The 17,746-nt window shown below is 60.6% G+C and carries 16 protein-coding genes; 7 read left to right on the top strand and 9 right to left on the bottom strand.

Going from position 1 to position 17,746, the window contains the following annotated elements:
• The first annotated feature begins 236 nt into the window (after positions 1-236).
• Positions 237-1,211: a 2-hydroxyacid dehydrogenase gene (locus AC0Z4S_RS09480; protein ID WP_485622784.1), complete on the top strand. Its 975-nt coding sequence runs from the start codon at positions 237-239 to the stop codon at positions 1,209-1,211.
• 148 nt (positions 1,212-1,359) lie between these two features.
• Positions 1,360-1,869, top strand: coding sequence for a DUF2165 family protein (locus AC0Z4S_RS09475; protein WP_471877437.1), 510 nt, complete (start codon positions 1,360-1,362; stop codon positions 1,867-1,869).
• 18 nt (positions 1,870-1,887) lie between these two features.
• Here the strand turns inward: AC0Z4S_RS09475 and AC0Z4S_RS09470 are convergent, their stop codons facing one another.
• A complete protein-coding gene (locus AC0Z4S_RS09470; RefSeq protein WP_485622783.1) occupies positions 1,888-2,790 on the bottom strand; it encodes a DMT family transporter in 903 nt (300 codons plus the stop codon).
• Positions 2,791-2,930: 140 nt separating this feature from the next.
• Here AC0Z4S_RS09470 and AC0Z4S_RS09465 point away from each other — a divergent pair, with 140 nt between their 5' ends.
• Positions 2,931-3,806: a helix-turn-helix domain-containing protein gene (locus AC0Z4S_RS09465; RefSeq protein ID WP_485622782.1), complete on the top strand. Its 876-nt coding sequence runs from the start codon at positions 2,931-2,933 to the stop codon at positions 3,804-3,806.
• Positions 3,807-3,899: 93 nt separating this feature from the next.
• Here AC0Z4S_RS09465 and AC0Z4S_RS09460 read toward each other — a convergent pair whose 3' ends face one another.
• The 6 genes from AC0Z4S_RS09460 to AC0Z4S_RS09435 form a co-directional block, all read right to left on the bottom strand.
• Positions 3,900-6,326, bottom strand: a complete 2,427-nt coding sequence (locus AC0Z4S_RS09460; protein ID WP_485622781.1) for a TonB-dependent siderophore receptor — start codon at positions 6,324-6,326, stop codon at positions 3,900-3,902.
• Between the two features lie 195 nt (positions 6,327-6,521).
• Positions 6,522-7,511 (bottom strand): FecR family protein, encoded by a 990-nt coding sequence (locus tag AC0Z4S_RS09455; RefSeq protein WP_485622780.1) that lies wholly within the window; start codon positions 7,509-7,511, stop codon positions 6,522-6,524.
• Positions 7,508-8,074 (bottom strand): RNA polymerase sigma factor, encoded by a 567-nt coding sequence (locus tag AC0Z4S_RS09450; protein WP_485622779.1) that lies wholly within the window; start codon positions 8,072-8,074, stop codon positions 7,508-7,510. The genes AC0Z4S_RS09455 and AC0Z4S_RS09450 overlap by 4 nt, the downstream gene beginning before the upstream one ends.
• Position 8,075: 1 nt before the next feature.
• Entirely contained in the window at positions 8,076-8,402 is a 327-nt protein-coding gene (locus AC0Z4S_RS09445) for a DUF3325 domain-containing protein (RefSeq protein WP_485622778.1), read from the bottom strand.
• Positions 8,402-9,985 (bottom strand): PepSY-associated TM helix domain-containing protein, encoded by a 1,584-nt coding sequence (locus tag AC0Z4S_RS09440; protein ID WP_485622777.1) that lies wholly within the window; start codon positions 9,983-9,985, stop codon positions 8,402-8,404. The genes AC0Z4S_RS09445 and AC0Z4S_RS09440 overlap by 1 nt, the downstream gene beginning before the upstream one ends.
• Complete coding sequence (locus AC0Z4S_RS09435) at positions 9,982-10,287, bottom strand: DUF3649 domain-containing protein (protein WP_485622776.1); 306 nt, start codon at positions 10,285-10,287, stop codon at positions 9,982-9,984. Before AC0Z4S_RS09435 ends, AC0Z4S_RS09440 begins: the two co-directional genes overlap by 4 nt.
• A gap of 146 nt (positions 10,288-10,433) precedes the next feature.
• Between AC0Z4S_RS09435 and AC0Z4S_RS09430 the strand changes: the two genes are divergently transcribed.
• The 3 genes from AC0Z4S_RS09430 (at position 10,434) to fecA (ending at position 14,370) form a co-directional block, all read left to right on the top strand.
• Entirely contained in the window at positions 10,434-10,964 is a 531-nt protein-coding gene (locus tag AC0Z4S_RS09430; protein ID WP_485622775.1) for a sigma-70 family RNA polymerase sigma factor, read from the top strand.
• Positions 10,961-11,893 (top strand): DUF4880 domain-containing protein, encoded by a 933-nt coding sequence (locus AC0Z4S_RS09425; RefSeq protein WP_485622774.1) that lies wholly within the window; start codon positions 10,961-10,963, stop codon positions 11,891-11,893. Before AC0Z4S_RS09430 ends, AC0Z4S_RS09425 begins: the two co-directional genes overlap by 4 nt.
• A gap of 143 nt (positions 11,894-12,036) precedes the next feature.
• A complete protein-coding gene (fecA, locus tag AC0Z4S_RS09420; RefSeq protein ID WP_485622773.1) occupies positions 12,037-14,370 on the top strand; it encodes a TonB-dependent Fe(3+) dicitrate receptor FecA in 2,334 nt (777 codons plus the stop codon).
• Positions 14,371-14,675: 305 nt separating this feature from the next.
• On the opposite strand, the gene AC0Z4S_RS09415 is transcribed toward fecA, so the two are convergent.
• Positions 14,676-15,083, bottom strand: a complete 408-nt coding sequence (locus AC0Z4S_RS09415) for an HPF/RaiA family ribosome-associated protein (protein WP_016771629.1) — start codon at positions 15,081-15,083, stop codon at positions 14,676-14,678.
• Between the two features lie 200 nt (positions 15,084-15,283).
• Positions 15,284-16,231: a LysR substrate-binding domain-containing protein gene (locus AC0Z4S_RS09410; RefSeq protein WP_253499157.1), complete on the bottom strand. Its 948-nt coding sequence runs from the start codon at positions 16,229-16,231 to the stop codon at positions 15,284-15,286.
• A gap of 135 nt (positions 16,232-16,366) precedes the next feature.
• On the opposite strand from AC0Z4S_RS09410, the gene AC0Z4S_RS09405 reads away from it, so the two are divergent.
• A complete protein-coding gene (locus tag AC0Z4S_RS09405) occupies positions 16,367-17,743 on the top strand; it encodes an L-serine ammonia-lyase (protein ID WP_485622771.1) in 1,377 nt (458 codons plus the stop codon).
• Positions 17,744-17,746: the final 3 nt, after the last annotated feature.

Raw genomic sequence — 17,746 nt, 5'->3', positions numbered from 1 at the left:
GCAGCGAAGGAACCCGAGCCTGCGAGGGCCGAACGCAGGAGCAAGCCTTTTGGGTTACCTTTTTGGCGTTTGAAAAAGGTGACCCGCCGTAAGGGCGGAACCGTAATCAGCAACACCCGAAGAAACGGATATTCACCCAAAACCCCAAGAACCTGGTCGGCCCAGAGGCCGCCAAGACAACCCGAGCGAGAAAATGTTAGCGTGCTTGCAATCAAGCCCCGACGAGCCCAAACCCAATGAAAAAAACAGTCCTGGCCTTCAGCCGCATCACCCCGCCCATGATCGAACGTCTGCAAGAAGAATTCGACGTCATCGTCCCAAATCCAAAGAACGGTGACATCAACGCCCAGTTCAACGAAGCCCTGCCCCACGCCCACGGTCTCATTGGCGTCGGTCGCAAACTCGGCCGCGCGCAACTGGAGTCCGCGACAAAACTCGAAGTGGTCTCAAGCGTCTCGGTCGGCTACGACAACTACGACCTCGACTACTTCAACGAACGCGGGATCATGCTCACCAACACCCCCGACGTGCTCACCGAAAGCACCGCCGACCTCGCCTTTGCGCTGATCATGAGCAGCGCCCGCCGCGTCGCCGAACTCGACGCCTGGACCAAGGCCGGCCAATGGCAAGCCAGTGTCGGCGCGCCGCTGTTCGGCAGTGACGTGCACGGCAAGACCCTCGGCATCGTCGGCATGGGCAACATCGGCGCCGCCGTCGCCCGACGCGGTCGCTTCGGCTTCAACATGCCGATCATCTACAGCGGCAACAGCCGCAAGACTGAACTGGAACAAGAACTCGGTGCGCAGTTCCGCAGCCTCGATGAGCTGCTCGCCGAAGCCGATTTCGTCTGCCTCGTAGTACCGTTGAGCGAAAAGACACGCCATCTGATCAGTCATCGCGAGCTGGCGCTGATGAAGTCCAGTGCCATTCTGGTCAACATTTCGCGCGGCCCGGTGGTCGACGAACCGGCGTTGATCGAAGCCCTGCAAAACAACCGCATCCGCGGTGCCGGGCTGGACGTCTACGAAAAAGAACCGCTGGCCGAATCTCCGCTGTTCCAGCTGAAAAACGCCGTCACCCTGCCGCACATCGGCTCGGCCACCACCGAGACCCGCGAAGCCATGGCCAACCGAGCCCTCGCCAACCTGCGCAGCGCCCTGCTCGGCGAACGTCCGCAGGATCTGGTCAATCCGGAAGTCTGGCGCGGCTGAAAAGAGCGCCAGTGCACTGTTGCGCTGGCGCTTCACTTACTCTTCGTACATAACTTGCAACCGAACAAAAAAGCCAGACCAAGCAACTGCACTATAAGCTCTCGCAACTTATCAACTTATTGATTGATTGCCATGGAGAGCAAGTTCCGTGAACACCCTGACCACCGACAAACTCATTCGTTACAGCAAAGTAATTCTGATGGCTTATATAAGTTTCTTTGGCCTGTTGGTAATGATTCACAACTTCACCGACTACGAGTCCAACTACACTTACGTCGCGCACATCCTGAGCATGGACACTACCAATGCCAGCGAAAACATCATGTATCGGGCGATTGACTCACCCATGATCCATCACCGGATCTACTGGTTCATCATCACCATGGAAGTCACTTATACGGTGCTGTGCCTGATCGGCACTTACCAGTTATATCGCTACGTCGATGCATCGGCCGCGGAATTTCATGAAGCCAAGAAGTTTTCGATCATGGGCATATTGGTTGCCATCTTCATTTACTACGTGTGCCTGCAAACGGTCGGCGTCGAATGGTTCGACATGGACACTTCGCAATCATGGAATGCCAAGGACTGGGCAAGACATATTGTCGACTTCATCTTCCCGGTGATGATTTACATCACATTGAAAGTTGAGCGCTGAACAGCAGCGCTCGTTCTATCAGGCCAACTTCCCCTGCCCTGCTGACAACAGCGTTTTCGGTTTACGAAAAACCAATACGTTGCCCAGCATCACCAACACCAGCCCGACCAGCGCCGGCGCGGTCCATTGGTAACCTTCGGCAAATGCCGACACGTTCAGCGCCACCACCGGAAACAGCACTGTGCAGTAAGCCGCACGCTCCGGGCCCATGCGCCCGACCAGCGTCAGGTACGCGGTGAAGCCGATCACCGAGCCGGGAATCACCAGATAGAGCAACGCGCCGACATACCGCGGGGACCAATCCATGTCGAAGGGAATGCCTTTGAGCAGACACCACACCGTCAGCATCGCCGCACCATAGGCCATGCCCCAGGCATTGGTGGTCAGCGGTCTGAGGCCGGCCTTCTGTTGCAGACTCGACAGCATGTTGCCCGCCGAGAAACACAAGGTGCCGCACAGAGCCAGACCAAGCCCCAGCAAGGTTTGCGGGCTGGCGCGGTGGCCGGCCAGTTCCGGCCAGAACAGCATGCCCAGGCCGAACAGGCCCAGCGCACCGCCCATCAGCACATTGCGCGCGATGCGTTGACCGAAGAATACCCGCGCATTCAGTGCGTTCCACAGCGTTGCCGTGGAAAACACCACCGCCACCAGTCCGCTGGGAATCCACTGGCTGGCGGTCAGGAAACACATGAAGTTGACACAGAACAGGCACAGGCCCTGCGCCACGCAGATCAAGTGCCCACGGCGGTTCATCGGTTGCAGGCGCCGGCAGAGCAACAACAGCGCAAACAACACCAGCGCGGCCAGGCCGAAGCGATAGACGATCGACACCGGAATCGCCACCACGCCCAATTGCCATTTGAGCGCAATCCACGTGGTGCCCCAGATCAGCACGGTCAGCAGGTATAACGACAGATTCATGGCAAACACTCCTTGAACAGGCCTTGAGTGTCTTCCTCCGCCATCCCTCGACGCTTGCACAATCTTGCGCTTTTGTCAGCCAGCAGGCTGGCAGCGTCGCCTCTACGGAGTAGGATGCGAGTCGTTGGAGAGAACCGCACATGGCCGCAATCGACACCCTGCAAGTCTTTCAAGCCCTCAACCGCTCGCAGAATGCACGTCTGGTGCACAGCGCCGAGCTCGGTGACGGCTTGTCAGCGGCCTTGTGGACCAACCACCACGACGCCCAAGAATACGAAGCACCGAGTCATCACACGCTGTCCTGCTACATCGCCGGCGGCACCGGCACATTCCGGCGCGGCCATCCGGGCCACAAGGGCGGGCCGGACAAGCTGTGCATCCTGCCGGCCGATCATGAATCGGGCTGGGTGATCAACGGTGATATTCGTCTGGCGCACCTGTATTTCAGCGCCGAACAATTCGCCCTCGGTTGCGTCACTTTGCTGGATCGCGAGCCGCGCGAGATGCAATTACGCGAACAGACTTTTCTTGAAGATCCGCAGCAGGCGAAGCGCTTTCGGCAGTTGCTGACGCTGAATTGGGGCGAGCCTGCTGAACGTCTGCTGAGCAGTAGCCTCGCCCATGAATTGATCAGCCACACCTTGCTCAGTCAGGTCGGCGCGCGGCAGGGCTTGCGCTTGAAGGGCGGGCTGGCGCCGCATCAGCGCCGGCAATTGGTGGAGTTCATTGACAATCAGATAGCCGAGCCGATCAGCCTCGGGCAACTGGCCGGGCTGTGTGCGTTGTCGGAATACCACTTCGCGCGGATGTTTCGCCTGAGCTTCGGGCTACCGCCGCACCAGTACGTGCTGGCGCGACGCTTGAGCCGGGCGCGGGAATTGCTGCGCGGCACAGCGCTGCCATTGGGGGAGATTGCGCTGGCGTGCGGGTTTGCCAGTGCCAGTCATTTCACCAACCGTTTCAGGCAGGTTTTAGGCGGGACGCCGGGCGAGTATCGGCAGGCGTTTTTGCGTTAGAAGGTCAAAAGATCGCAGCCTTCGGCAGCTCCTACAGGGGAAACGCATTCCAAATGTAGGAGCTGCCGAAGGCTGCGATCTTTTGACGTTGACTCAAAATTCCAGAGTGCTCGACAAGGAAACCTGCCGCGAATCCCCCATCGAGACAAAGAAGCGGCTCGCCGACGAGGTGTAATAGGTGCGATCGAACAGGTTCTTCACGTTCAACTGAAACTTGACCTTCTGCCCCTCGACCGTGGTGTCGTAAGTGGCAAACGCATCCGCCACGGTATAGCTCGGCAGATCGAAATCATTCACCGCATTGCCTGCGCGCTCGCCGACATACCGCGCCCCCGCCCCGACACGCAGTTGATCACCGCCAAACACATTGCCGAAGTCGTACACCGCCGACAGCGACCCGGAATTCTTCGCCACGTTCTGCAGACGCTTGCCTTTGTATTCCGGGTCTTCGGTGACTTCGGCATCGGTGTAGGCGTAGCTGCCGATCAGGTTCCAGCGCTCGCTGAGTTGCCCGCTGACATCGACTTCCAGACCGCGTGAACGCACCTCGCCGGCGGCGCTGTAAATCGTCGTCGGGCCTTCGGAGTTGGCCACCAGCACGTTGCGTTTCTTGATGTCGAACAACGCGATATTGCCGGTGATGCTGCCCGGCATATCCAGCCGCGCGCCCAGCTCCCACGACTTGGCCTCTTCCGGCGCGATGCTGCCGTCAAGCACGGTACTGCTGCCGCTCAGCGGGGCGATGGTCGAGTTGGGTTTGAACGATTCGGTGTAGCTGCCGTAGAACGACAAGGCATCGGTGTAGCGATAGACCAGGCCCGCGCGCGGTACCCACTTCTGCCCGTTGCTGTCGGTGTTGGCCTTGAACGGCACGCCTTTGCCGGCGTACTGGTCGTACTCCTGAAAACGTCCACCAGCGACCAGAATCCACTGCTCGTTGAGGTGAATCGAATCCTGCAGGAACAGCGAATCGCTACGCAGCTTATCGGTCTGCGCGCTGTCGGGCGCACTCACCGTAGTGCCCATCACTTCGCGGCCATACACCGGGTTGAGATAGCTGAACGTGGTCAGGCTTTTCTGCCGGATCAGATCTTCGCGGTAGATCTTGCGGTACTCGTCATCGACGCCGAACACCAGATCATGCTGCATGCCCAGTACATTCACTTTGCCTTCGAGGCTGGCGGTGGTGAAGCGGTCGGTGCTGATCGCATTCTGGGTGCCGTCCATGCTGCGGGTCAGTGTGCCTTTGTTGGTGTCGATCGCAGTCACGCGCACTTGGCTGGCGTCGTAGGTTTCGCGGTTCCAGCTGTAGCCAAAGTGGGCTTTCCAGTCGTCGTTGAGTTCGTGGTCGGCTTCGAAATGGTATAGATCCGAGCGCCCTTCCATGTCGTTGAACGGCTCGTCAAGACGCTCTTTGCGCGAGATATCCAGTGGATGGTTGGTGCGCGGATCGATCAGCGTGCCACGGTCGAACGGCGTGAGAAATTCGCGATGCTCGTAAGCAAACAACAGTTTGGTACGCTCGCCGTACCAAGCCAGCGACGGTGCGATCAGCGTCTCGCGGTGGGTGCCGAAGTTGCGCCAGTAATCTTCGTCTTCATGATCGACGATCATGCGATAGGCGAAGCCGGAATCGCCCAGCGCACCGGTGCTGTCGAAGGCGCCGCCGCTGCCGTTCTTGCCGTCACCGTAGGTCGAACCACGCAGGGTCAGAGCGTTGTACTCGGTGAGTTCGGGCTTCTTGCTGACCAGATTGACCACGCCGCCTGGATCCTGAATCCCGTAAAGCAATGAGGCCGGGCCCTTGAGCACTTCAACGCGATCGACCGTGGCGTTCATGCCACGGCCCTGCACCAGCGGCATGCCGTCACGCATGATCGAGCCGTTGCGGTTGTCGCCAAAGCCGCGAGTCATCACCGAATCCTGCGTACTGCCCAGGGTGTTGCCCTGGGTGATGCCGCTGACATTGGCCAGCGCGTCATCGAGATTGCGCGGCGCCTGATCGCGAATGACCTGCGCCGGGATGACATTGATCGTCTGCGGTATTTCCTGCAACGACGCCGATGAGCGCATCACCGAACTGGTTTCTGGCGGCTGATAACTCAGCGATTCATCGCGCGTCGAGGTGATCGTTGTAGCGCCGAGATTGAGCGCGCCTTCGGTCGGCATCGGCTCCAGCGCCAGGGTATGACTGTCAGTGCGGCGAAAGCTCAGGCCGGAATTGCCCAGCAGGCGTTGCAGGGCCAGCTCGGCGCTCATCTGGCCGTTGACGGCCGGAGCATTGAGGCCGTACGGCGCTTCGTCGGTGTAGACCACGCTTTGCCCGGTCACGCGGCTGAAGTCGCTCAGGGCTTGCGGCAACGGTTTCGCGGCGAGGGAAAAAGTGTACTGCTGCGCGTGATTGCTCACCGCTTCAGCGGCCAGCGCCACACTCACCGGCAACGCTGCCAACGCGGAAAAACTCAACGCCGACACGCTTAACCACTGTTTGACCGAACCGGATTTTGCCCTGGACTTCATTGCTCAATGACCTGTGTAGAACCGCAACGGATGCGAATGGCTCGCAGTTTCAGTCACTACACGGATGGGCCCCGGAGTTACCTCACCATAAATCGAAAATAATTTTGAAGATCAAAAGATCGCAGCCTTCGGCAGCTCCTACAGGGGAACGCATTCCAATGTAGGAGCTGCCGAAGGCTGCGATCTTTTGCTGCCTCAACGCAGAATGATCAACTGCCCCAACACCCGATGCTGCTCAAACCCCAACACCCCTTGCAGCGAATTGAGCACCGCCTGCGGATCCTTGCTCGGAAAGCTGCCGCTGACCTTGCGCGCCGCCAGCTCGTCGTTGAGCAGCACAATCCGCCCCGGGTAATAGCGGCGCAAATCCTCCACCACATCAGCCAGCGTGGTCTTGTAGTAAGTCAGCCAACCCTGGCGCCAGGCCAGTTGTGCATCGCTGTCGACGGTATGCAGTTTTTCCGCCGTGCCGTCGGCGTAGGCGACTTGCTGGCCGGCAGTGAGAATCTGCTGTTCGCCATGCTCATCCGCCGTCACCGCGACACGCCCGGACAACACCGTGACCTGCGCTCCGTGAGGTTGCCGACGCACTTCGAACTGGGTACCCAGCACTCGAGCCTCGCCCTGCTCCGCCGCCACCACAAACGGATCGCCGGTGTGGGTGACGCTGAAGAAAGCGGCGCCTCTGATCAATTGCACACTGCGCTGACCGTGGCTGAAATCCACGGCAATCGCACTGTCAGCATCCAGCGTCACTTGCGACTGGTCCGCCAAGGTCACCGTGCGAATTTCGCCGGGCGCCGAGACATGATCGGCGCGCAGATCGTCGAGCCAGCGCTGCGCTTGCCACCCCGTGCCGAGGCTGACCATCAGCAGCAGACACGCGGCCATCGCCAGCGCTCCAGACCAACGCAACAACGGCGAACGACGCGGGGCATCCATCGCCTGCAGATAACCTTGCAGCGCGCCCGCATCTTCATCAGCCAGGGTACGCGCCGGGCTTTCGCTGAGCTCCCAGAGCACCTGCGCCTGCGCATACGCCTCGGCATGGGCGGGATCGGCGCGTAGCCATTGACTGAAAGTGAGTTGATCGCCAGTGCTCGGGCGGTCATGCAGCAGGCTCAGCCAGGCCAGCGCGGCCTGCTCCTGAGCCGGGGTCGGTGTGATCGGGTTGGATGGCTTCACGGTGCTTTCCCTGGCAGACGTGGCGCGGGGTCGCGCAGGCTGGCCTTGCAGGCTTCGAGGGCGCGCATCATATGTTTTTCCACGGCACTTTGGGACAGACCCATGGCTTTGGCGATTTCGGCATACTTGCGCCCGTGAATGCGATTGAGCAGAAAAATCTGCCGCGTGCGTTCGGGCAAGGCGCGCAACGCCGCTTCGACATGCCGCAGATCATTGCCGGCTTCGAGCGCGGCCTGGGGTTCGCTGCCGTGGCTGTCGGGCTCGTCCGGCTGCCAGCCTTCGTTGACCCGCGTGCGCGTGCCTTCACTGCGCAAATGATCAATAGCGATATTGCCGGCGCAGCGCAGCAGGTAGGTGCTGAGTTCTTCGACCTGGACCAGCGGCCGCCGCCAGAAGCGCAAAAACAGATCCTGCACCAGATCCGCCGCCGTTGCCCGACAACCGACGCGGCGGTTCACCAACGCTTCCATTTGCGCACGCTGGGACAGAAACACCTGGAGAAAATGCGCACGCGCGCCATGCACTTCGTCATCGCGTGATTCCGGCGGCAGACCGATCAGCACGTCAGCACTGCGCCCAGGCCGCAACCGGACTCGCCAGCAGGCTCAAACCGGCCAGCGCCAAGGCCAGACGCGGGCGATACGGCAGCAACAGCACCAGTGCCAAAGCACTGAGCATCAGCAACGCAAACCAGTCGACCAGACCAAAGCTCCAGCCATTGGCTGCCACCGCCGCCCACAGCGACAGCGCTAGCAACAGCCAGCCGGCCAACGCCATCGCTCGCTGCCGTCCAGTCGAAGGTTTGGCGCCGAGCAATTCAGCATGATGGCGAGGCATCGACAGACACAATGCGGTGAACCCGGCATACGTGAGCAACAGGGCCAGCAGCATCAGTTGGCACCCTGTTCGACAGTGATCGACCGAGGCGAAGAACTTGCTTTGCGAACGCTGACGCGGCTGCCCGCACGCTGCATTTTGCGCGCAGCCCAGCCGAGGAAAATCCCGGTCACAAGGCACGTCAGATCAAATCCGGCCAGTGCCCAGTCGCGCTGCATCAGGGTCGCGCCAAGATTCCACGGCGTAGTCAGCGCATTGATCAGCGGCACGGCGATAAACAGCGCGGCGCCGAGCGTCAGCTGCTCGATCCACGCTTGGCGTCCCGGACGCAACACCGCGTGCACCACGCTCAGGCCCCAGGCAATAAAGAATGCATTCACTTCCCAATCGGCTCTTCCGGGCAGACCCACCGGCAACAACCGATTGGCCAAAAAGAACCCCGCCACCGCCGACACCAGCCCGGCCATGCTGGCGATATTCAATACCTCGACCAGGCGCAATTCGAACGGCATCGCCGTGCTTTTCACGTGCTTGAGCTGACGCTTGCCGAGCCAGATCACCAGCCCGGTGCCGATCATTGCCGTGCCGGCCAGTCCGCAGATGAAATACAACCAGCGCAACAGCGGCCCGGCGAAATGACCCATGTGCAAACCGTAGAACGCGCCACCCACCGCCATCGCCATGGGTTGATCGGGGGTACTACTCAGAAGCTGCCCGGTGACGCCGTTGAACGTCACCGCCCGGCCGAAATCATGCACCACCCGATCGCCCGCGCGGGACAGCACCACCGTGGCGCTGGCATCGCCCGGATTGCTCACCGACAGGCGCGCGGTGTGGCCGCCCGACCATTGCTCGCTGGCCTTGGCAAGTAGCGGCGCCATGGCGGTCAACGGCGCGGCGATCTCAGCACGTTCCGGCGTCTTCGAGGCGGGAAAGACTTCGTCGTAAAACTTGCGCACGTCACTGCCGTAAGAGGCAACGATGCTGGCGGGCATGACCATCGACATGAAAATCACCAGGCTGCTGTAGGTGATCATCAAATGAAACGGCAGCACCAGCACACCAACGGCGTTGTGCCCGTCGAGCCAGGAACGCTGGCCCTTGCGCGGGCGGAAGGTGAAGAAGTCCTTGAATATTTTCTTGTGGGTGATGATGCCGCTGATCAACGCCACGAACATCACCATCGCGGCGATGGTCGCCAGCCAGCGCCCCCACGGATAAGGCATCTGCAACTGGAAGTGGAAGCGGTAAAAGAACTCGCCGCCCATGCTTTCGCGGCCCTGGACTTCAGCCCCGCTCTGGGCGTCGAGGGTTCGGGATTCGAAGCGGCCGCGCTCGCCGGGTTTGCCCGGCGCCTGTTGCCAGCGCACGGTGAGCCCGGGATCGCGGGCATCGGGAAGATCGATCAGCCAGCGCGAGGCACCGGCGGCGTGTTGCTGCAGATAGTTTTGCGCCAGGGTCAGGCTCGCTTCGGCGTCGAGCGAATGCGCAGCTATTTCCGGCTGCATCCAGTGGCTGATTTCGTCTTTGAAATAAGCGAGCGTGCCGGTGAGAAAAATCGCGAACAGCAACCAGCCGAACACCAGCCCGGTCCAGGTGTGCAGCCAGGCCATCGCCTGCCGGAAGCCCTCTTTCATGCCAGCCCCAGACCGCGTGTGGCGCCGGAAATGGTGGCGAGAAACACGCTCGGCACCAGCAGGCCGACCCACGCTGACCACGCGCTGCGGCAGGCAAAGCACCAGAGCACCGCGACCAGATAGACCAGAAAGGACACGGTCATGCCGGTCACCACCGCTTCGGCGCGGTTCAGCGGCAGCCACAACGTCAGGGTGACACTGGCCAGCGCCGCGACCAGATAGCCGCCGAAAACCGCCGCCAGCACCCGTGAGGTGACAGCCAGACGATAGGACATGGGAAGCGTGGTGAGTTTGCCTTTCATGTTTCGACCCTGAAACCAAAAACGCCCGGCCGACAAGCCGAATCTACAGGCGAGCAATATTAATGATAAATATTCTCATACGCAAAAGCATCTGATTGCCGGACACGGTCGCCAGCCTCTACAATGCGAACCGTTCTTGTTCTCTAATGCGCGTTCTCTACGCAAACTTTGCGTCCGGAGTCATTTCGTTGCCGCCCGCTCATCCCGTCGAATCGCTCTACCACGCCCATCACAGCTGGCTCACCGGCTGGCTGCGGCGCAAGCTCGGCTGCCCGGACAGCGCGGCGGATCTGGCGCAGGACACGTTCATTAAAGTGCTGAGCGCTCGCGAACCACCGGTGATCATCGACCCGCGCGCCTTTCTCACCACGCTGGCCAAGCGCGTACTGTTCAACCATTACCGCCGGCAGGATCTGGAACGCGCCTACCTCGAGACCCTGGCGCAAATGCCCGAAATGGCCGCGCCGTCGGAAGAGCACAAAGCGATCATCCTGCAGACATTGGTCGAACTCGATGAGCTGCTCGACGGTTTGGCGCGCCCGGTCAAACGCGCATTCCTGCTCGCGCAGATCGATGGGCTGACTTATCCACAGATCGCCGCCGAACTGGGTATCTCGATAGCCACGGTCAAACGCCATCTGAACAAAGCGGCGATGCGCTGCTATTTCGCTTTATGAATCGAGTGCCGGATTTCTCCGCGCAAGTCGCCGAACAGGCGGTGCACTGGCTGCTGGAGATGCAGCAGGGTACGCTCACTCCGCGCCAGCAACAGGCCTGGCAACAATGGCTGGATGCGCACAGCGAACACCGCCGGGCATGGGAACACATGCAACGGGTCAACCAGCGCTTGCGCGGCGTGTCATCACCCTTGGCCCACGCGACGTTGAACGGGCCGAAGTCCGCCAGCCGTCGTCAGGCGCTGAAAATGCTGCTGATTCTCGGTGCTGGCTCAGCGGCGACCTGGGGCCTGCGCGAGCACACGCCGCTGCCGTCGCTGCTCGCCGATTACCGCACGCCGGTCGGACAGCGGCGCAAGATTGCCTTGGGCGGCGCCGATTCCTTGCAGCTCAATACCGCCAGCTCCGCCGATGTCGACAACGCGCAGCGTTTGATTCGTCTGCTCGAGGGCGAAATGCTGTTGAGCGCTGCTAATGCATTCGAAATACGCACGGCGCACGGCGTGCTGAAAACCCAGGGCGCGCGCCTTAATGTGCGCCAGTTCGCCGATCGCACGCAGATCGCCCTGTTTGAAGGGCGAGTCGAACTCACCGCCAAGCAGCGCGCGCCCCTGCTGCTCCCGGTCGCGCGTCAACTGAGTTTTTCTGCCGGCTCCGTCAGCGAAGCCAAGCCGCTGGACGCCAACAGCGGCGCCTGGACCGACGGCATGCTGGTCGCTGCGCATATGCGCCTCGGCGATTTCCTCGAAGAGCTTGGCCGCTACCGCCGCGGCCAGTTGAGTTGCGACAGCAAAGTCGCCGATCTGCTGATTTCCGGAACGTATCCGCTGGATGACAGCGAGCGGATTCTCGACCTGCTGCAGATCAGTTTGCCGGTGCAAGTGAAGCGCTTTACCCGTTATTGGGTGAGCGTTGAAGCGCGGGTTTGAACAGCAAGATCAAAAGATCGCAGCCTTCGGCGGCTCCTACAGAAGGCTGCGATTTTTGATTTAAAAAAAAATGAGCCGTTTTTCAGATCTGGCGTGACAGAGAAGGAAAGCCCCCTTGATTCCACCTTCTCAGGATCATCCACATGCAGCCCACCCGCCTTACGCCCCTGGCCCGCAGCCTGCGCAATCTGCTGCTCGGCGCCAGCCTGAGTTTTACCGGCCTGCCCGCCGCACTGGCCGCCGAAGCCAAGATTTATCACATCGCCCCGGCGTCGCTGGAAACCGCGCTCAACCAGTTTGGCCGTGAAGCCGGCGTGCTGATCTCCTTCGGCTCGCAAGTCACCAGCGGTGTGCAAAGCCGTGGTCTGGAAGGCAATTACACGACGCAGCAAGGCCTCGATGCCTTGCTCGAAGGCACCGGCCTGCAAGCCCGCGCCGAGGGCGACAATGCCTTCAGCCTGCAACCACTGGGAGATTCCGCGCTTGAGTTGGGCACTTCGACCGTGGTCGGCGACTGGCTCGGCGATGCGGCGCAAGTCAACGTCTTCGAACACCCGGGCGCGCGCGATGTGATCCGCCGCGAAGAATTCGAACGCCAGGGCGCGACCCAGGCCCGCGACGTACTCAACCGCATCCCGGGCGTCAATGCGCCGGAGAACAACGGCACCGGCAGCCATGACATGGCGCTGAATTTCGGCATTCGCGGTTTGAATCCACGCCTGGCCGCGCGCTCGACAGTATTGATGGACGGCATCCCGGTGCCTTTCGCGCCGTACGGTCAGCCGCAGTTGTCGTTCGCGCCGATCAGCATGGGCAACATGGATGCCGTGGACGTGGTGCGTGGCGGCGGCGCGGTGCGATACGGTCCGCAGAACGTCGGCGGCGTGGTCAACTTCGTGACCCGGGCAATCCCCGACGAGCCGACGGTCAAGGGTGGTTTCCAGACTGAAACCAGCCCGTCGTCGAGCCACGACGGTTTCAAGACCAGCGCCAATCTGCTGGCCGGCGGCACCAACGCCAACGGCCTGGGCGGCGCTTTGCTGTACTCCGGCACCCGTGGTGGTGACTGGCGTGAGCACAGCGATACCGAGATCGACGACCTGATTCTCAAGGGCAAATACCAGCTCGACGAAGCCAACAGTTTCAACGCCATGGCCCAGTATTACGAAGGCAAGGCCGACATGCCCGGCGGTCTGAACGTCGCCGATTACGATGCCGATCCCTATCAGTCGACGCGGCCGAAAGATCAGTTCTGGGGGCGCCGCACAATGTTCAACTTCGGCTATCGCTATCAGGAAGATCGCCGCGAGTTCACCGCCAACACCTTCTTCACCAAAACTTTGCGCAGCGGTTATCTGGATCAGGGCACGTTCCTTTCGCTGTCGCCGCGCGAATATTGGGTGCGCGGCCTGGAAACCCGCTTCGCCCAAGGCTTCGACCTGGGTCCGAGCAGCCATGAGGTCGGCATCGGCTACCGCTACATCAACGAGGCGGGCCACGAACTGCGCTACCGCACGCCGATCAGCGCCAACGAATACCCGACCACCAGCAGCCGCAACGACCGCGATACCCGTGGCGGCACCGAGGCCAATGCGTTCTTCGTCGACGACCGCATCGACATCGGCAAATGGACCATCACCCCGGGCGTGCGCTACGAGATGATCGAGTCGCAGCAGACCAACAACCTGACCAACGTCAAATACAAGGGCGACTACAACACCGCGCTGCCGGCGCTGAACGTGCTTTATCACCTGACCGACAGCTGGAACCTGTACGCCAACACCGAAGGCTCGTTCGGCAGTGTGCAATACAGTCAGATGCCGAATCGCGTGAGCAGCGGCGAAGTGAAACCGGAAAAGGCTCGCACCTGGGAGCTCGGCACGCGTTATGACAATGGTGCCCTGCGCGCGGAAATCGGCGCATTCCTGATCAACTTCGACAACCAGTACGAAAGCAATCAAACCAACGATTCGGTGATCGCCCGCGGTGAAACCCGCCATCAAGGTATCGAGACCAGCGTCAATTACGCCCTCGATGACTTGAGCCCGGCGCTGGCCGGTTTCGACGTGTACGCCACGTATGCCTACGTCGACGCAACCATCCGCGAGGACGGGCCGAACAAAGGCAACCGCGTGCCGTTTTCCTCCAAACACAAAGGCACGATTGGCGTCGGGTATACCGAAGGGCCGTGGAAGCTGAATCTGGACAGCAGCTTCCAGAGCGATCAGTTTGCCGACAACGCCAATACCTCGAAGGAAAGCGCCGACGGCAGCACCGGCAAGATCCCCGGTTACATGCTGTTCAGCAGCCGCGCTGGTTATGACTTCGGACCGCAACTGTCGGATTTGAATGTGGCGGTGGGGGTGAAGAACATCTTCAACACGCAGTACTTCACGCGCTCGTTCGATGACAACAACAAGGGCAAGTACGTTGGCGAGCCGCGGACGGTGTATGTGCAGACTTCGGTGGCGTTCTGAGCCGTGATCGGTTGAAGATCAAAAGTCCCTCACCCTAACCCTCTCCCAGGAGGAGAGGGGACTGATTGGGGGATGCCCGATAAATACGCCGACCGGAAAGTGCCGTACGGAATCCATAATCGACTCGGTGTTTCAGGTCGATACACAACGCTACACAACTCGGTCGGCCCCCTCTCCCTCGGGAGAGGGCTGGGGTGAGGGGCCACGATCTCAAACCCTGCCGCGAAACAACCAACACCCCAAACAAAAAAACGGGCCTGCATCAGCAGGCCCGTTCTCCTTTGGTGACTTGTGAAATCAGCGCATCAACTGTTGATCGCTGCCTGTTCGTTCTCGTCGAATTCTTCCGCCAACAGCTTGTCGTTGGCCTTGCCGGTAAATGGCACTACAGCGGCGCGTGGTTTACCTCGCAGTTTGCCGAACAAATGATCCAGTTTGTGCTCGAGTTTCTCGGCAGCACCGTCGATCGCCTGTTCCAGCGAATCGGCTTTGTGGGTCACGGAAATCGGTTGGTGGCCTTTAGGCCGCGCTTCCAGTTGGCAGCGCAAGTCATGGGGACCTGGTTTCTCGCCGTTCTCGTCGCTCAGGTGGACTTCGACACGGGTCAGGTCTTCTTCATAACGGTCGAGCGTGCTCTCAATAGTTGTACGTACCCACTCCTCCAGTCGCTTACTGCTTTGAATATGGTTATCGCTGTTGACTTGGATTTGCATAGTTCATCCCTTATTTCAGCTAGCTCGCTGGAGGCCTTGAAGTGAATTTCCTGACCTCCTGGTTACAACAATCGGCCCGAGCGGCGAACATTTCAACCCCTGAAAAAAGAAAAATATTCATTCGCAAAAAAAGCCGGACAACCGAGCAAAGCGCTGCTAAGGTCGGGAGTTGGATCGCCTCGCCTCGCGGCAAAATCCGCTCACATCTGCTGCTCATTCAGCGGGTGCTGACTGCGAAAAATCCCCGCCTCCTCCACCAGCCAGTCATGCACGGCACGCACGCCCGGATGACTCAACGCCCCCGGCGCATACAGCAGCACATAGCGTTTATGGTTGGGCACCGACAAGCCAAACGGCACGATCAGAGTGCCGCGCTCCAGCTCATCGTTGAGCAAAGTGCGCCGGGCAATCGCCACGCCCATGCCGGCAATCGCCGCTTCGATGGTCAGGTGATTGCGGTTGAAGGTGTGGCCGCGTCGCACATCGGCGCCTTCGAAGCCGATCGCGTTCAAGTAAAACTCCCATTCCGCATATTCGTAACTGCCACGCCAGGCGGTAATGTCGTGCAGCAGCGGGAAATGCACCAGATCCGCCGGCCCGTGCAACGGCGGGCGCCCACGCAGCAGGCTCGGCGCGCACACGGGGAAAATCTGCTCATCGAGCAAGGCTGTTGATAACAAGCCGGGGTAACTGCCATCGTTGAGGTCGATGGCCAGATCGAAATCGCCCTCATGCAGCGGCACGCTGCTGTCCTCGGCCACCAGGCGCAACTGGATGTCCGGAAAGCGTTGCTGCAAGCGCGGCAGACGCGGAGTCAGCCACTTGCCGAGAAACGACGGGATCGAACGCAACCGCAGAGTCCCGCTGATCATCCCGGCGTCCAGTCGACGCAATTCTGCATCGATGCTGCCGTAGGCTTCGTTGACGGTAATCGCCAGCCGCTGCCCCTGCGCACTCAATTCAACGCCGCGGGCGCGCCGATGAAACAGGCGAAAGCCCAGGCGTTCTTCCAATTGACGAATCTGCTGGCTGACCGCGCCCGGGGTGATGTGCAGCTCTTCGGCACAGCGGGTGAACGACAGGTGCCGCGCCGCACAGGCAAACACCTGCAGCCAGACGTAGGTCTGGGCATGCAATTGACGACTCATTGTTTAGTCCTGCTAAAGGCTGTCTTAGGAGGTTTCGTTGGTCACCTCAGACCGAGCGAGGCAGTATCGCTGACATTGCGCTTGTCCGACAAAAAATGGCAGCGATTCCTACTCCATTGCTTGTGAGGGTTTAGCATGGCTATCAGTGTTTTCGATCTATTCAAAGTCGGCATCGGCCCGTCCAGTTCCCATACCGTTGGCCCGATGCGCGCAGCGGCGACCTTTGCCCAGGCCTTGATCGATCAGCGCCTGCTCAATGACGTGCGACGGGTGGAGATCCGTTTGTACGGCTCGCTGTCCGCCACCGGCGTTGGCCATGCTACCGACCGCGCCACCGTGATGGGCCTGATGGGCGAGTGGCCCGACAGCATTGATCCGTCGACCATCGATCCACGCATCCAGCAACTGCGCGAAACCGGGCAACTGTGCCTCGCTGGTCAGCGTTCGATTGCTTTCGACTGGCAGAGTGATCTGCTGCTGCTCGACGAGAGCCTGCCCTACCACCCCAACGCCATGTCGCTGACCGCCTTTGGCGAAAGCGCCGAGTTGTTCACGCAAATCTATTACTCGGTGGGCGGCGGTTTCATCGTCGAAGCCGCTGAAGCCGAGTCTGGCATGGCGCCGACCAGCGACGTGGTGTTGCCCTATGATTTTTCCAGCGCCGCCGAACTGCTCGCTTTGTGCAAACAACACAATCTGCGCGTGTCGGAATTGATGATGGCCAACGAGCGCGCCTGGCGCAGCGACGCCGAGATTCGCCAAGGCCTGCTGCACATCTGGTCGGTGATGCGCGAATGCGTCGAACAAGGTCTGCGCCACGAAGGCATTCTGCCCGGCGGTCTGAAAGTGCCCCGCCGCGCCGCGAAACTGCACCGCAGCCTGTTGGAAATCGGCAAACCGAATGTGATCAGTTCGACCCTGTCGGCGATGGAATGGGTCAACCTGTTCGCCCTCGCCGTCAACGAAGAAAACGCCGCCGGCGGGCGCATGGTCACCGCGCCGACCAACGGCGCCGCGGGGATCATTCCGGCCGTTTTGCACTACTACATGAAATTCAATCCGGATGCGTCTGACGATGACGTCGTCGCGTTCTTTCTCGGCGCGGCCGCCGTCGGCATTTTGTGCAAGAAAAATGCTTCGATCTCCGGTGCCGAAGTCGGTTGTCAGGGCGAAGTTGGTTCGGCTTGCGCAATGGCCGCTGCTGGTCTTGCCGACGTACTCGGGGCCACGCCAGAGCAATTGGAAAACGCTGCCGAAATCGGCCTTGAGCATAACCTGGGTCTGACCTGCGATCCGGTCGGTGGCTTGGTGCAAGTGCCATGCATCGAGCGTAATGCCATCGCGGCGGTGAAGGCGATCAACGCCACGCAAATGGCCCTGCGCGGCGACGGCAACCACTTCATTTCCCTCGATCGGGTGATCCGCACCATGCGCGACACCGGCGCCGACATGCACGACAAATACAAGGAAACTTCACGGGGCGGGCTGGCCGTGAACTGGGTGGAGTGCTGATCG

This window comes from Pseudomonas sp. 1L-B-1-E-C1 (genome assembly GCF_057291835.1).
This window is presented reverse-complemented; position numbering and strand designations above follow the sequence as displayed.

Excerpts from the sequence above, each read along its gene's own strand:
- AC0Z4S_RS09470 (WP_485622783.1), bottom strand. The coding sequence starts at position 2,790 with ATGAATCTGTCGTTATACCTGCTGACCGTGCTGATCTGGGGCACCACG.
- AC0Z4S_RS09425 (WP_485622774.1), top strand. The coding sequence starts at position 10,961 with ATGAATCGAGTGCCGGATTTCTCCGCGCAAGTCGCCGAACAGGCGGTG.
- AC0Z4S_RS09430 (WP_485622775.1), top strand. The coding sequence starts at position 10,434 with ATGCGCGTTCTCTACGCAAACTTTGCGTCCGGAGTCATTTCGTTGCCG.
- fecA (WP_485622773.1), top strand. The coding sequence starts at position 12,037 with ATGCAGCCCACCCGCCTTACGCCCCTGGCCCGCAGCCTGCGCAATCTG.
- AC0Z4S_RS09435 (WP_485622776.1), bottom strand. The coding sequence starts at position 10,287 with ATGAAAGGCAAACTCACCACGCTTCCCATGTCCTATCGTCTGGCTGTC.
- AC0Z4S_RS09460 (WP_485622781.1), bottom strand. The coding sequence starts at position 6,326 with ATGAAGTCCAGGGCAAAATCCGGTTCGGTCAAACAGTGGTTAAGCGTG.
- AC0Z4S_RS09415 (WP_016771629.1), bottom strand. The coding sequence starts at position 15,083 with ATGCAAATCCAAGTCAACAGCGATAACCATATTCAAAGCAGTAAGCGA.
- AC0Z4S_RS09480 (WP_485622784.1), top strand. The coding sequence starts at position 237 with ATGAAAAAAACAGTCCTGGCCTTCAGCCGCATCACCCCGCCCATGATC.
- AC0Z4S_RS09410 (WP_253499157.1), bottom strand. The coding sequence starts at position 16,231 with ATGAGTCGTCAATTGCATGCCCAGACCTACGTCTGGCTGCAGGTGTTT.
- AC0Z4S_RS09465 (WP_485622782.1), top strand. The coding sequence starts at position 2,931 with ATGGCCGCAATCGACACCCTGCAAGTCTTTCAAGCCCTCAACCGCTCG.
- AC0Z4S_RS09405 (WP_485622771.1), top strand. The coding sequence starts at position 16,367 with ATGGCTATCAGTGTTTTCGATCTATTCAAAGTCGGCATCGGCCCGTCC.
- AC0Z4S_RS09440 (WP_485622777.1), bottom strand. The coding sequence starts at position 9,985 with ATGAAAGAGGGCTTCCGGCAGGCGATGGCCTGGCTGCACACCTGGACC.
- AC0Z4S_RS09445 (WP_485622778.1), bottom strand. The coding sequence starts at position 8,402 with ATGCTGCTGGCCCTGTTGCTCACGTATGCCGGGTTCACCGCATTGTGT.